The organism is Bacteroides hominis (assembly GCF_033042785.2).
Classification (GTDB): domain Bacteria; phylum Bacteroidota; class Bacteroidia; order Bacteroidales; family Bacteroidaceae; genus Bacteroides; species Bacteroides hominis.
Map to the genome: position 1 here is coordinate 3,052,666 of NZ_CP178829.1, position 13,887 is coordinate 3,066,552.

A 13,887-nucleotide genomic window follows, 5' to 3' on the forward strand; every position below is an offset into this window, starting at 1 on the left:
TCTGTCTAAAGCGTGCTGTCGTTTATTCTTGTCGGTGACAAATATAGAGGTTTTAATTTACATTTTTCAACTAATCGAAATCTTTTTTTATTAATTCTGATAAATACTCCTGTAAATCAGTCTCTTGCCCTATCTGTAATTTTTGTCGGAGCCGGCTTCGGTTGCTTCTCACAGTCGAAGGGGCTATATATTGAAGTTCAGCTATCTCTTCTGTCGTTTTGTTCTCCAATATCAGGCAGCAGAATTGTATTTCTTTGTTGCTGGGTTGAAGGTGCAGGGCGTTGAAAGCCGCCCATAGCTTTAGTTCGGAAGTCATCCTTTTTTTTTGCCGGTGCATGCTTCGCAATATTTCCTGTAACTTGGCGAGCATTACCGGAGGAAAAATATAAGCTACCGTCAGGCTGGGAAAATTCATAAGGTAGAGGTCGGACGATGTATAGAGTCCGATGCCCAGGTAGAGCAAAACCGGTGAGAGGGATAGGATTATGACCGTGTGGCGTTTTACGGAAATGGAAGCCAGTCCGCAGGTCACCATTCCGATAATCAGGTCCTGCGACAAAAAGAATCCGGCTTCTTCCGGCGGTAGGTAGATACGGTTGTACATCGAGATCAGTATATTGCCTTGTATCGTATAGAAAACACTGTTTAGTAGAGATACGATCCGGGCTTTTTTCCGAATCAGTAAATAAGTGAATAACGCAAATAATCCCAGGGAGAGTATATTGCATATTGCCAGCAATAAGTTATTTCGCATGAGGTAGACGCAAAGGTCGGCCAGGATTCCGATACTGAAGCAGACCACTGTACTATAATAGATGTAATAGATCGTTTGTTGTTCCGCACTTTCTATATTCTTGAACTGGTGGTATTTTCTTTGCAGATACTCGTTTCTTTTATGAAAAGGAAGGCTTTTAAGATTCATATTTATGTTTGGTTTCAATGTCAGATGTTGGTTATGTCCTATTCGCACAATGTTTGCGAGTCCCGTGGACAAAACTCTCACAGCGTCCTTTTTCCCCCATAATAAATGTGAATAATTTCAAAATCAATTCAAACATATATATATTAAAAAGACGTAGTGCGCCCGCCATACGTCATCAAGGCTCACCACAAGCCTGCTTACTCAATGGCAGTGCACCACGTCCTGAGACGGTACAGTTACCCCAATGAGTAAGTCTATTATAGCCTTTCTTTGGTTATCGGAGGTGGTGATTCTGATGACGATTAGGCTATCGTTTATGTTGCTAAAACCGATTTGTTTCTCCGGCCGCATATAATTGGGGCAAAGATACAGATAAAAAATGAAAACTTTCAGAAATGTTTTTGATAAGTAGAACTCCTGATTTGCTTAAATATGAATTGGCTGGTGGATTCTATTCTGAGAGTGTGTAGAGGACGTATTGATTTTCCTTTAAATTCTAACTATTTGCTTTGATATTTCCTTTTTTGCTGACGCGTGCAATGCTCCGTTTTCTTGGAATAGGGGCTTTGCGGGGATATAAAGACAGATGAAAAGAGAGTTTGGTAGTAAAAAAGAACCGGATATTCACTTTTTTATCTATAGGAAGTTAACTTTGTAATTGCACAAAGTTAATTCTTTGTCGGCAGAAAGTTAGCTTTGTGCCGGCAGGAAGTTAACATCTAACCGGTGGCAAGTTGCTTTGCAGCCGATAACTCTCTTTTTTCTTTCGGAAAAGGGGCATAAAACACTGCGTATTTTTCTGGTTGCTTCTCGTTTATGACTTCTCTGAATATATGAAAATGATCTATAATTGAAATTATATTTATCTTTTATATTGCAATCGGTTACGTATGCCGATTTTGTGGATTGCGTATTGCCTTATTTGCTTTCTTTTCGATTTACTCTGATACGGATTCTTGAGCTTCTTTTGATTAACCTTGGAACTTGGACGGAAAAAATGAATTCTATAAGCTATAGAAAATACAAAATGACAATTTTCAGATTCTATTGCCAAATAAGTGATTCGATTGATCTACGAGAGCAAACATTACGCTTTGCAGTGCAAAGATAAGTGCTGCTTCTGCGCTTTTTCAATGAAAGGAAAGCATTCTGAGTGTTATTTATAGTTGAAGTCTCGATAACTTCTGATTAACAAATAGTAGGTAATATGGGGTTCATGTTTTCTTATCGTGTATATACTTTTCATATATATCGCGTATATGGCGTAGGTTATTGTTTGTTGTGCTAATCGGGTAGTCGAAAGTTTAGATCATATGATACCCCATAATATCTATGCCTTTTTTATCCGGACAGATTTTTTTCTCTTCCCGGTGAAATAAAGAAAATCATGCAGGTAGTTCAAAAATAGCCCATTTCATCGATGGAAATCCGGTGTTGCATATTTGCGACACCCTGAAAAAGAGAGGTGTTGCAAAAATGCAACGGCTATTTTTAGGTCGTTTCCGGGGGGTGGGCTACATTTGCTCCTCTCTTCATGGAGGGGAGTACAAACAAAATGTATAAGATTTTTTAAGATAGTGAAGTCAAAAAGCTGCCAACATATTGATAGTGGACGTTGTTATACTTTTGCAAAATTTTCAAAAGTAAAAAAGAAGATGACCTCCATCACTCCACGGCTCAATCGCTCGCGCGAGGGTCGTGATGGCAGCTATCCACTCGTGATACAGATCATACGCCATCGAAAGAAAAGAGAGATTTATACGCCTTACCGATTTTGGGAGGCAGAGTTCAACACCCGTTTAGAAATGGTAGAGAATACCGGTGGCAATCGCCGTCGCCTGCTCACTGTTCGCGAAGCCAACGAATACCTTATATATATAAGGAAGGAGTTGACAGCTATTTGCGAATCGCTGGAAGCGGAGAAGGGGAGTGCTTATACGGTGGACGACATTGTACGCGTCTACAACTATCACAATGATTTGACCCAGGTACTGGTCTACGCCGACTCCGTGATAGCCGGTCTGGAAAATAAAGGGCGTCAGGGCACAGCCGCCAATTACCGTAGTGCCTGCCGGGCGTTCGAGTTGTTTGTGGGTGACCGTCCTTTCTCGTTCGAAGAACTGACCCCCGAAGTAATCGACCGCTTTGCCGACTTCCTCCGCAACCGGGGCAATCAGCCAAACACCATTTCGTTTTACCTCCGCCAGTGGCGTGCCATCTACAATCGCGCCTGTGCCGACCACTTGGTTTATACTGATCAGAAACCTTTCCGGAGGCTGAACCTTAAAGAAGAGGTGACTGCCAAGCGTGCCATTTCCCGCGAGAAGATTGCACGGATCGAGCAAGTCGATTTGACTGCTTCCCGTGCCGATATGCAGTTGGCTCGTGATCTGTTCCTGTTCAGTTTCTATACGCGTGGAATGTCTTTTGTAGATATGTGCTATGTTAATAAAGAAAATCTGCAAGGAGACTACCTTTGCTATAAACGGCAGAAGACGGGACAAGAGTTGCGGATACGAGTTGAAAACGGTTTGCGTGAGTTGATTGACCGCTATGCCGATTCTTCATCGGATTATCTGCTCCCGATGCTCCGCCGTGGTGACAGCTATCAGGATTACCGCCGACAGCAACGCAAGCTTAATAAACAGATCCGCGAATTGGGTGACAGGCTTCGGTTGGAGGTGCCGCTTACGTTTTATGTGGCCCGCCACTCCTGGGCGACCCTTGCTCATGCGAACGATATACCTGTCTCGGTCATCAGTGACTGCATGGGACACACATCGGAGAAGACTACACGCATCTATTTGGATCGTATAGATACTACGCGGCTTGACAGGGCCAATCGGTTAGTGATAAACTGTCTTCGGTAAAGAGGGGGTGAGAAAAGGACAAAAAAAACTCTTTCTTATAATGAAAGAGCCAACCGTGAGATACCCTCTGATCTCAAATAACTTTTGCAAAGATACATATTAAATTATTAATAAAGCAAATCTTTTTTTAGTTTTTTTTGTTTTTGCTGTCAATTATTTATTTTCTCTTTCCATATAGAAAAAAACATCCTCCTGTACACCTTCTTTTTGTCTACAGACTCTTCTAAGAAAGCATACACCGGTTTCTCGCTATTTCTTTTCCAACGGTTTTCATCTGCCCGTCCCCACTGCTTCAGGCACATGCCGTTATTTATTCACAAGGATGATTAATCTGTTTATAATCAGATATATGCAGGTTGTACATCATCCTTCGTGTTGCTCTTTTACGGCCCTTTCCATCTATGTTTCTGAAATCGTTTCTGAGTCAATATCAAGCAATGCTCTATGAATCAGTGCTTTACTTTCATACTTCCTGCAATTGTTTCTGAAAATAAAAAAAATCAGAAACATTTCCGGATCGGTACTCTTTTATTTTTCTGTCTTACAGGTGATTATGTTGGTAATTCTGAAGCTTTCCCTTTCATTATAAGAAAGAGCCCCTAATTATCAAACAAACCATAAATATGAAAAAGGTACTATGCACATTGGGGGTGGTTGTTGCTTTGCTTTTAGCGTTTCCTTGTATGGGGCGCGCTCAGCAATGGGGCTTGACTACCAATGGTCTTTACTGGGCCACGGCTACTCCGAATGTAGGAGTCGAATATGCTTTTAGTTCAAAGATGAGTGTAGCCGGTCTTATTCAATATAATCCTTTTACTTACGCTAAAAACCGGAAAATGAAACATTTGGTCGGGCAGGTAGAATACCGTTACTGGCTGAGTGAAGTTTTCAAGGGGCATTATCTGGGCGTGCATGCTACGGGAGGTATCTTCAACTTCGGTAACCTTCCTTTTGGCATCCTGAAGGATTATCGGCTTGAAGGTCAGTTGTATGGTGGAGGGGTTACTTATGGTTATCAGTGGATTATCAGTAACCGGGTGAATATCGGAGTCGATATCGGTTTGGGATACCTTCAAGTTGATTATGATAAGTTTTATTGTCCTACCTGCGGTGAGCGTGTCGATCATTACCGGACCGGTTATGTAGGCCCTACCAAGGTTGGTGTGTCCATTATCTATCTTTTAAAGTAGGGGAGGGGTAAGACATGAATATCAGGCAAGCTTTTTTCATAAGTTTCTCATTTTTCATCTCTCTATCAGTGTTAGCGGCAGATAGATCTACGCAGCCTGTCCGTACAGAGGTGTATCGTTTGGAACGCCGGGACTCTGTCTTGTTGGTCGATCTGGCTGTCGACTTAACCAGCGTCCATCTGGCGCCGGACTGTACGGTCTATCTGTTTCCGCTACTCTCTTCGGGCAATGCCGCCGATTCGTTGTCGCTGCCTCCCATTGTGCTCAATGGGCCTCAAAGCGATTTGATGTATCGCCGACGCCGGGCCTTGGGCACTACTTCGGGATTGGAGAAGATTCCTCCTTATACTGTGCTTCGTGAGGGAGATCACGCCTTGCCTTACATCCATTATCGAATCGAAGTTCCTTATGCGGCATGGATGGAAGATGTGAAAGTGTGGATGCGGGATACCAATTGCAATTGTGATGCCCGTTTGGTACCTTTTGCCATGCAGACAGAGCAGATACCCCCATTGATTGTAGAGCGGGTGGATACTATTGTGATTCGTGACACCGTCCGGGTAGTTCCGGATGTATCTGAACAGCCACCTGTGATTGCGGATGCCTCTTCCCATAGGAAGGTGGTTCCTATTCAGGCGGGCTATGAAGCTGATATTTATTTCCCTACTAACGAAATGCGCATTCTTTCCGATCATGAGTTGAACCGTGCCTCTTGGATGCATTTCGTTAATCAGGTGGACTCTATTGAGCGGGATAACCGGAATTCCATATCGGGAGTCACTGTTACCGGCTACTCTTCCCCGGAAGGATATGCCTTGAATAACGAACGTCTGGCCGAGAAGCGTGCCAAAGCTCTTCAGGAGTTTCTTGAAAATAAATATGGCGAACGCATGGAGATCGCAGTTGAATGGGTAGGCGAAGATTGGGAACAGTTTGAGAAAGATATAGAACTTTCCGACCTTCCGGAGCGTGATGAAATTCTTTCAATCCTGCGTACCGTAAAAGATAACAATCAACGGAAAAAATCTTTGAAAACGCTGAATAAAGGGAAAACATTCGGAGTCTTGCTGCGGGAATATTTTCCGAAGCTCCGGCGAGTGTCATGTCGTATTAGATACGTAAAATAAGAATATGAAAAGAATGTATTACATAGGATATATGCTCTGCTTGTTGCTTGCCGGTTGTGTAGTCGGTGAGAAAGCGGACGGTCTGTTGGAGCAACGTCTGTCTGATCGTACCCTTTTGGTTTATATGGGAGGGGATAATGATTTAGCCGATGAGACCGACGAAAAATTGTCAGCATTAGCAGAGGCATGGGACAGGTTTCCGGGGCATCTATTGATTTATCAGGATAAAAAAGGAGCGGATAGTACCCGCTTGTTAGAGGTTTGTTTTGATGAGCAGGGAGAAAAGGTAACAAAAATATTGGCTAAGTATAAGCAGGAGAATTCAGCCAGTGCCTCCGTATTTGCACGGGTTGTCAATGAGGCTATGGCCCGGTATCCTTCCGTTGATCCGGGATTGATCGTATTTTCTCATACCAGCGGATGGCTGCCGGTAGGTACGGCAGTGGTTCCGGGCGGTATGACCCGTTCGGTTGTCAAGGATAATCATTCTGAAATGACTTTACAGGATTTTGCATCAGCCATCCCGGATGGCCAGTTCAATTTCATCCTTTTCGAAGGTTGTTTCATGGCCGGACTCGAGGTAGCCTATGAACTGAAAGATAAAACACAATATGTGGTCGGGTCATCGGCCGAGATGCTTTCACCGGGTTTCACTCCGGTATACAAACAAATGTTTCCGTTGCTTTATAAAAAGGAAGCGGATCTGTCGGCAGTGGCTGCCGCCTATTATGATTATTATAACAATCTGGAAGGGGATTACCGTTCGGCTACCATCAGTGTGATCCGGACTAACGGCTTGGAAATGTTGAAGTCGCAACTTCGTGCAGCCGAGAGCCGGGTGGAACGTTGGGAGTGGATAGACCGTAGCGGCTTACAGAGTTTTGATCGTTTGCCGGATGGACAACATCTCTTTTATGACGCTTCGGCCTATGTGGAAAGGATTGGAAGCGCAGAAGAATCTGCCGCTTTTGATGAGGCCTTGGAGAAAGCGATAATCTATAAAGCGGCTACGGAGAACTTTATGTCACAGAGCCGGGGCGGATTTACGATTGGCGATCATTGCGGCATGACGCTGTATATACCTGAAGCCACCGCTCCCGCATTGCTGACCGAAAGAAAGAAGCTGAAGTTAATGCAATAATATATAGTTCAAATTAATTAGTGAATGGTAATAATAGAATTAAAAAGTGATGGAAAGGAATTTTTGATTAACGAAACAGACAGTGACAGTTAACAGAACGATGGAACAGGGAGTATCCGCATTTTTTCTCTCTGCCTTTCACCCTTCGCGATTCGGAAGGGAGAAAGGAATATCCAAAGCGGATAAGAGTATAAAATATTCGAACTTATATCTATAATTAAATTTTTTAGTAATATGAAATTAAACAAATTATTTACGTTTACATTGGCGGCCCTTGCAATGGCTGCATGTAGTAATGATGATGAACCGGGAATTGACAATGGTGGTCAAAAAGGTGAATTGATTGATGCTATCAGCATTGCTTTTACCAATTCTACAGCTCCTGCCACCCGTGCGGATAAGGGTGAAATAGAAGGAGTAGGCACTGAAAATAACGTGTATGTGGCCTATCTGTTTGCCAAAGAAAATGATCCGCAGCATGAAGGCGCGAAAGTAGGTGACTGGACTGTGAAGCGTGTGGCGGGTGACAATGGTGCGGAAGACACTGGTGTGACAACCGCAATTGGTGAGGGCGATGTTGCGACTCCCGGAACGAAGAAAAATATGTGTACGTTTAACGGCGTACGTCAGGGAGATAGCGTTTATGTCATTGTGAATGATCCTCAGATGACCCTTGCTACCGCTCAGACACTGGCACACCAGGCTGACAAATCGGAAGCCGCTATCCGTGCCTACATCTCTAATCTGTCTAAGAGCTACCTGAATGATCTGACCGTTACTGCAGACGGAAAGCAAACTAAAAAGTATATCATGGCAGGTGTATCGGCTATTCCTACCAACCCGAATATTCCGAATGGATCTACCGTAAAAGTTTCGATTCCTTTGAACCGTGAATTAGCGAAAGTATTCTTTAATGCTTCCGTTACTACCAACCCCGTATACGAGGCTTATGGTAAGATGGAAATCAAAGATGCAGAATGGGAAAATCCGACAAGTACTAAAGATCCTGATGGTATTGTCGTAGTGCGTATCCCGAGACGTGTGTCTCCGTTCACAGCACAGACTCGTGACTGGTATTTCCCGCAGAGCGCGGATGCGACTGCTAAAGACTGGGATGTGCTGAACTGGTTGAAAGCATTTGCAGGTGAGAAAGAATCTGTACCCGGTACTGCAGAAGTTGCCGGAACGACTCTGGCATTGAATAAAGGGGAATACAATGCTGACGCGAAAGAATATCGTCTGACATGGGTTGTTGGTGAGAAGGCGCTGACTGATGGACAGAAGGCTGATGAAAAATCTATGGTATACGTTAAGAGCAACAAGTTATATTCTCCTTATTTTTATGTAACTCCTAACTATGCCGATAATGCCGGTTGTGCTACTGTGGTAGTTACCCAGGCTACTTATATCGGTACACATACCCTGCTTGAACCGACTATTACGGAGCAAATGTTGAAAGAAGCTTTGGCAGATGGCACTTTCCAAGGTGCTACTTCTACTGACGGATCTGTCACCTATGATAAATTGGCTGCTGATTTCTGGGATGATGCTGCTAATGTAACAGCATTGGTTGCGTTCCTGGAAACGAATGAGACGTATAAACTTGCGTTGAGAGGTGAAACGGAACAAGCTAAGAAAGAAGCTGCTATTACGATTAAACCTAACGACAAACGTTACTATCGTGCTGATGTTGCCAACTATAGCGATGACGAAACAACCTCAATGAAGATTACCGAACGCAACACATTCTATCATATTACAGGTACTATTACTACTTTGGGTGCCAAGAGTATTGAAGATGCTATCAATTCGGATAATATTGACATGCTTGTACAGGTAGTTGTTAAGCCATGGAAATATGTTGTTAACAATATAAATATGTAATCAGAATCTCTTTTTTTATATGATCCGGGGCGGATGGAAAATCCGCTCCGGTTTATATCTCTTTCTTTTTCGGAAAGAGAAGAATACAAAACTAAAATGAAGAAACTGCTACCGATACTTCTGGGGGTTGCCCTATTGCTGAATTCATGTATTAAAGATGATATGGATGCTTGTGCCGGATATATGCACATCTATTTCAGCTATATTTATGGTGGAGCCAATCGTTTTTTCGAAACGGTTTCTACTCCTACGCAACTTCATTTTTATAAACAGAAGCATAAATATCGGGAACTGGAAATAGGTTTGGATGAAGTAGGATTGACCGAACCTTATCGATTCTTGAAAACCTTTGATGATATAGACAGTCTGGAACTGATAGCCTGGACATATGATGAGGCAATTGATTATGTAGATACTCCTGATACTCCCATAGGAGAGGGGTATGTGAAATTAAAAGAAATTACCGACGGCAGCGGAATCTGCCGGCCTGTAGACGATCTGTTGTACGGACGCATTGCCATAGATGCCGGCCTGCGTGAAAACCGCAATATTGTGACTATTCCGTTTGTGCGTGCCGTATGCCGTACGCGTATAACAATGATTCCTCAGACAGTAGAGGATCAGGTCGTTGAAGAAGGAGGAGCAACACGTGCCGCAAGCAGTATTATTCCTTCCCCCGAAGATTTTAAGTTCCACCTTTACGGTACGCGTAGTGGTGTAGATTATAATAATAAAGCAAATACGGACGAAGTGATACTTGAACCTGAATGTTACTACGAAGAAAGTACCGGAAATGTACTGACTCCCTGGTTCGGTTCTTTTTCTTCGGAAGGAAAGTTCCTAAGAGTAGACGTGTTTATTCGTGATGAACAGGTCGCTTCGTTTGATTGTGCTCCTATTGAGTTGACTTCTGTTCCGGGCAATTATATTGACTTGGTGATTGACGGACATTATGTGAAGCCCGTTATGCAAGTTCGTGTCAACGGATGGAAAGTGGCGGCAATAGAAAGTAATATGTAAGTAAGCTGATAAAAGGAGAGTATAGCATGAAAAGAATTCTGATATGTCAACTGATGGTATTTCTGGCCGTGGCTTTGGTTTCGTGTTCGGATGATACTTCCGAAAGTATCTCTCAGAACCCGGATAAAGACATGTACCTCCGTGTGAATGTTCCCCGCACTTATGCTTCCGGAGCCGATGGGACGGATAACAAAGAGACGGTGATCAATGGCATTGACGTATTGGTATTTGCTCCGGGAGTGTCCGACCGGAACCGGCTGTATCTGAAATCAGCATCCGAAGGAACTCCGGTTGCCGGTAAAAATACGTTTCAGGTGACTATGCCTGTGGGAGAAGGATTGGAAGTGCATGTATTTACGAATAGCCATGCAGAGTTGGTGCGTAGCGGTGCCTATAAAGGTTTAGGGATGGAGATGAATGCATTATTGGAAAAAATGGTATCCAAAGTGGAGAATAATCCGTCCGGGATAGACTGTTTGCCTATGCATGGTTTTTTGTCAGGAGTGACTGTTTCGAAAGAGTCGGTAGGACAAACGCTTAGTGTACCGGTGCTGCGTTCGGTAGCCGCTGTACAGGCAAAAGTGGATGACGCGCATACGGGAAATCCGGGTGAGTTGTTGGATAGCGATGGTAAGGTGATTTTTAAGTTGCGTGAGTTTTATGCTTATTTTCCGGCGGATAGCGGTAGGTTGGCTCCGTTAAAGGAGGCCTATGAAGTGGTTGCCGCAGGTTCAGAAGACGAGAAAAAGACCCGTAATGTGGTTAAAACGACTTTACCCGCCAAATTAGGGGTTCGCCCGATAGGTGACAAGCTTTTTTTGAAGAGTGAGTCTTCTTTGCCCCTTGCCGGACCGCTCTATCTATACGAAAACACTTATTACTCGGATAACGGCTTTGATCAGCCCGGATATATTGCCGGCAACGACAAAGTGGCTACCACTCGTTTGGTGGTAGGCGGAATTTATGGAGACGATGCGGATGTCACTTATTACCGGATTGATCTGACGGATCCGGACGATCCGAAAAAACTGGTTGAACTATTGCGCAATCATAAGTACACTTTTCAGATTATGAATGTCTCGGGTCCGGGGTATGACAATCCTGACGATGCGGCTACGGGGGTACCGATGAATATCTATGTGAAAGTGATTGACTGGATAGACGTAAATACCGAAATTGACTTTGACCGTGAGAACTGGTTCTCTTCGGGTACAAAGAAGCTCGTTTTATCCGGTTACGCAGGTTCGCTGAAATCCATTCCCATAGAAAGCGATGTCGCGTTCGGTCCTTTCTGGGAGTTGAGTTTTGATGCGTCGAGTCCGGTTAACGGTAATGCGACGGTTGCACCTGTAAAGGTATCTGACGGTGCAGTGTCGGCCGTAATCTCTAATGAACGCTATGAGATAACCGTCACTGCGGGTACGCTTACCGTAAAGGCCAAAAAGTCTTATGGAGACCTTGCCACCGGTGAGGCTTATGACGATGACTTCTATATAAAAGTAAAGAATTTGACAGTGCATTATAAACTGACTCAGGTAGACCGTTCTCCCGATGATTGGGGAAACGGAGGAAGCCAGGAAGATGAACTGCGTAATTAAACATAGATTAGTTGGCTTATGAAACGATTTAAAAGAAATATACGGCAAGGATGTATGCTTCTAAGCGTATTTTGCTTGATGGGGGTTACAGCCTGTTCAAGTGAAGAGGGACGTGATATGCAGCCTGTCAAGCCTGTCGCTTTCACGCTGAACTATACCATCCCCGATGCTGATGATCCGGAAACAAGGGCATCCGATACAGGAGGGAAAATACCTGTGGCCCGTCCGGAGGAAAGTGTGATAAATGATGTAAAGCTCTTATTTTTCATTTACGATGAACATGGCAACGGGTTGTATGCCGGTTCCTTGCAGGGAACCGTCGATGGCAATCATCTGGCTAAGACAGGGAAAATATCGGTGATTATACCGGAAAGCGGAAGCATCGACAATCATACGGATTATAATGTATTGGTGCTTGCCAATGCTTCTGCTTATTTTCCCGGAATGGATTTTGATACTTATTGTTCCGGACAGACTGAAAATGCAGTGCGGGTGCAACTCCGGGGAGATATGCCGTTGCAGTCAATAACGGACAGAACATATACCGTTACGGATAACAGTTTACTTATGAGCGGAACAACATTCAAAGAAGCAGGGAAAGATATGAGTGTACAGCTACTGCGTGCCGCCGTACGCATAGATGTCCGGGTGGCTGAGGATAAAAGGGGGACGGTTCTCTTGAAATCGGCTATGCTTCGTAATGTTTCACCGGTAATACCTGTATTTAATGATCCGCAGGATATGGCTTTCCTGCCGTTGACCTATGCAAATGAAAAAAATGCACCGGAGCAATTCAGTATCATAGGCGGTTTGTATGCCACTGAGGTGTTGCGTACCCTTCATACTCCCTATCTGCTACAGACACAGGCGGTATGTCTGCTGCTGCAATGTGAAAAGTCTCCTTATAAGGGATGGTATCGGGTGAATATTAATATCGATAAAAATGATGTGCAGTATTTACGACGTAACAATGCTTATACGGTGGTTATTAAAGATGTTTTGAGTCAGGGGGCTGACACTCCCGATGAGGCATACGGAGCGGGTAGTTTTGGTATAAGAACGGTTACTGTCCCTACCGATTGGAAAGTTCCCGATGGGATAGTAACTCCACCGGATGTAGAAGTGAATTGAATGATTTCATAAAAAGATAATGAGAACGATGATAATAAGGAAGTGTAAAATAGATTGTTTTCAGAAGTCCTGCATTCTTCTGTGTGTTGCGCTCTTCTCCTGTTCGCAGTATGACTGCGCTGTTCCGGATGACGGAAGGACAGGAGAAGGAGAGCGCACTTCTTTATGCATAGGAGGAGTTTCAACAGGGCGGTTAGAGGTACTTACGCGTTCGGCTGCTGAGCTTACTACAGCAACCGACGCTATCGGGATTTTTCAGAAAAAAGATATCGCGAATGGCTACGAAGCCATTCATAACAGAAAATATACATATGGAACTCCATACTGGAAGACGGATGGGGAAGAACTGGTGTTGATCGATGGGCCGGCGGAACTGACGGCTTACTATCCTTATAAAGAGGATCGGACAAGTAGTGTGGTGATGAACAGTGAGCTCTATGCGGCTTCAAAAGAAATCTATTATTGCCCTTTTAAGGCTTCGAATACAACAGGTGCCGTAACGCTGAATTTACGCAGAGCCTATTCGCTCCTGAGATTCAATTTTATCAGGGGAGTAACGGATGTGGCTCTGAATAAAGGAGAGTATACCGGGAACGGTGAGATCAGCTCATTTACATTTTCTGCGGCTTTACGGATCACCGGAACACTGGATCTGTTTACAGGGATCGTTGAAGGAGGAGTGCAGGGGGTGATGTTCAGCTATACCGTTCCGATAACTATCGGAACCGTTGCAGCTCCTGCCGTCCTGGATTATATGGTAGTGCCTGCTGACTTCACCGGGGATCTTTCTTTTACACTAATGGTAGATGGAAAGGAGATGAAAGGTAAGATTGGCGCTGCCGAGCTTTGTGGTACGAACAAGAAAATGGTGGAAGGGACAAAGTATGAGATAGATGTCATTATTCGTCCCACTGAAGTAGAGATAGGAACTGTGGATGTGGAGGAATGGATAGAAGAGGCAGTCAGAGACTCCGGTGATCCGTTTGTGCCGCAATAAAGAGACA

Annotated in this window: 10 protein-coding genes; 9 read left to right on the plus strand and 1 reads right to left on the minus strand. The window is 44.0% G+C overall.

Features of this window, described 5'->3' with window-relative positions:
* Positions 1-70: 70 nt before the first annotated feature.
* On the minus strand, positions 71-922 hold the full coding sequence (locus tag R3O62_RS12720; protein ID WP_005808961.1) for a helix-turn-helix transcriptional regulator: 852 nt from the start codon (positions 920-922) through the stop codon (positions 71-73).
* 1,655 nt (positions 923-2,577) lie between these two features.
* Between R3O62_RS12720 and R3O62_RS12725 the strand changes: the two genes are divergently transcribed.
* The 9 genes from R3O62_RS12725 to R3O62_RS12765 all read left to right on the plus strand — a co-directional run bounded on the left by R3O62_RS12725 (position 2,578) and on the right by R3O62_RS12765 (position 13,880).
* Positions 2,578-3,792 carry a site-specific integrase gene (locus R3O62_RS12725; protein WP_317472847.1) on the plus strand — a complete coding sequence of 405 codons (1,215 nt, stop codon included), beginning with the start codon at positions 2,578-2,580 and terminating at the stop codon, positions 3,790-3,792.
* 623 nt (positions 3,793-4,415) lie between these two features.
* Positions 4,416-4,982, plus strand: a complete 567-nt coding sequence (locus tag R3O62_RS12730) for a DUF3575 domain-containing protein (protein WP_005808958.1) — start codon at positions 4,416-4,418, stop codon at positions 4,980-4,982.
* Between the two features lie 14 nt (positions 4,983-4,996).
* Complete coding sequence (locus R3O62_RS12735) at positions 4,997-6,109, plus strand: DUF3868 domain-containing protein (RefSeq protein ID WP_317472848.1); 1,113 nt, start codon at positions 4,997-4,999, stop codon at positions 6,107-6,109.
* 4 nt (positions 6,110-6,113) lie between these two features.
* Positions 6,114-7,250, plus strand: a complete 1,137-nt coding sequence (locus tag R3O62_RS12740; RefSeq protein ID WP_005808956.1) for a clostripain-related cysteine peptidase — start codon at positions 6,114-6,116, stop codon at positions 7,248-7,250.
* Between the two features lie 234 nt (positions 7,251-7,484).
* Complete coding sequence (locus R3O62_RS12745) at positions 7,485-9,134, plus strand: DUF5029 domain-containing protein (protein WP_317472849.1); 1,650 nt, start codon at positions 7,485-7,487, stop codon at positions 9,132-9,134.
* 96 nt (positions 9,135-9,230) lie between these two features.
* A complete protein-coding gene (locus R3O62_RS12750) occupies positions 9,231-10,154 on the plus strand; it encodes a FimB/Mfa2 family fimbrial subunit (RefSeq protein WP_005808954.1) in 924 nt (307 codons plus the stop codon).
* A 26-nt stretch (positions 10,155-10,180) separates the two neighbouring features.
* Positions 10,181-11,752, plus strand: a complete 1,572-nt coding sequence (locus tag R3O62_RS12755; protein WP_234164724.1) for a fimbrial protein — start codon at positions 10,181-10,183, stop codon at positions 11,750-11,752.
* An 18-nt stretch (positions 11,753-11,770) separates the two neighbouring features.
* Entirely contained in the window at positions 11,771-12,883 is a 1,113-nt protein-coding gene (locus R3O62_RS12760) for a hypothetical protein (RefSeq protein WP_186993304.1), read from the plus strand.
* Between the two features lie 28 nt (positions 12,884-12,911).
* Positions 12,912-13,880, plus strand: a complete 969-nt coding sequence (locus R3O62_RS12765) for a fimbrillin family protein (RefSeq protein ID WP_005808949.1) — start codon at positions 12,912-12,914, stop codon at positions 13,878-13,880.
* Positions 13,881-13,887 lie beyond the last annotated feature (7 nt).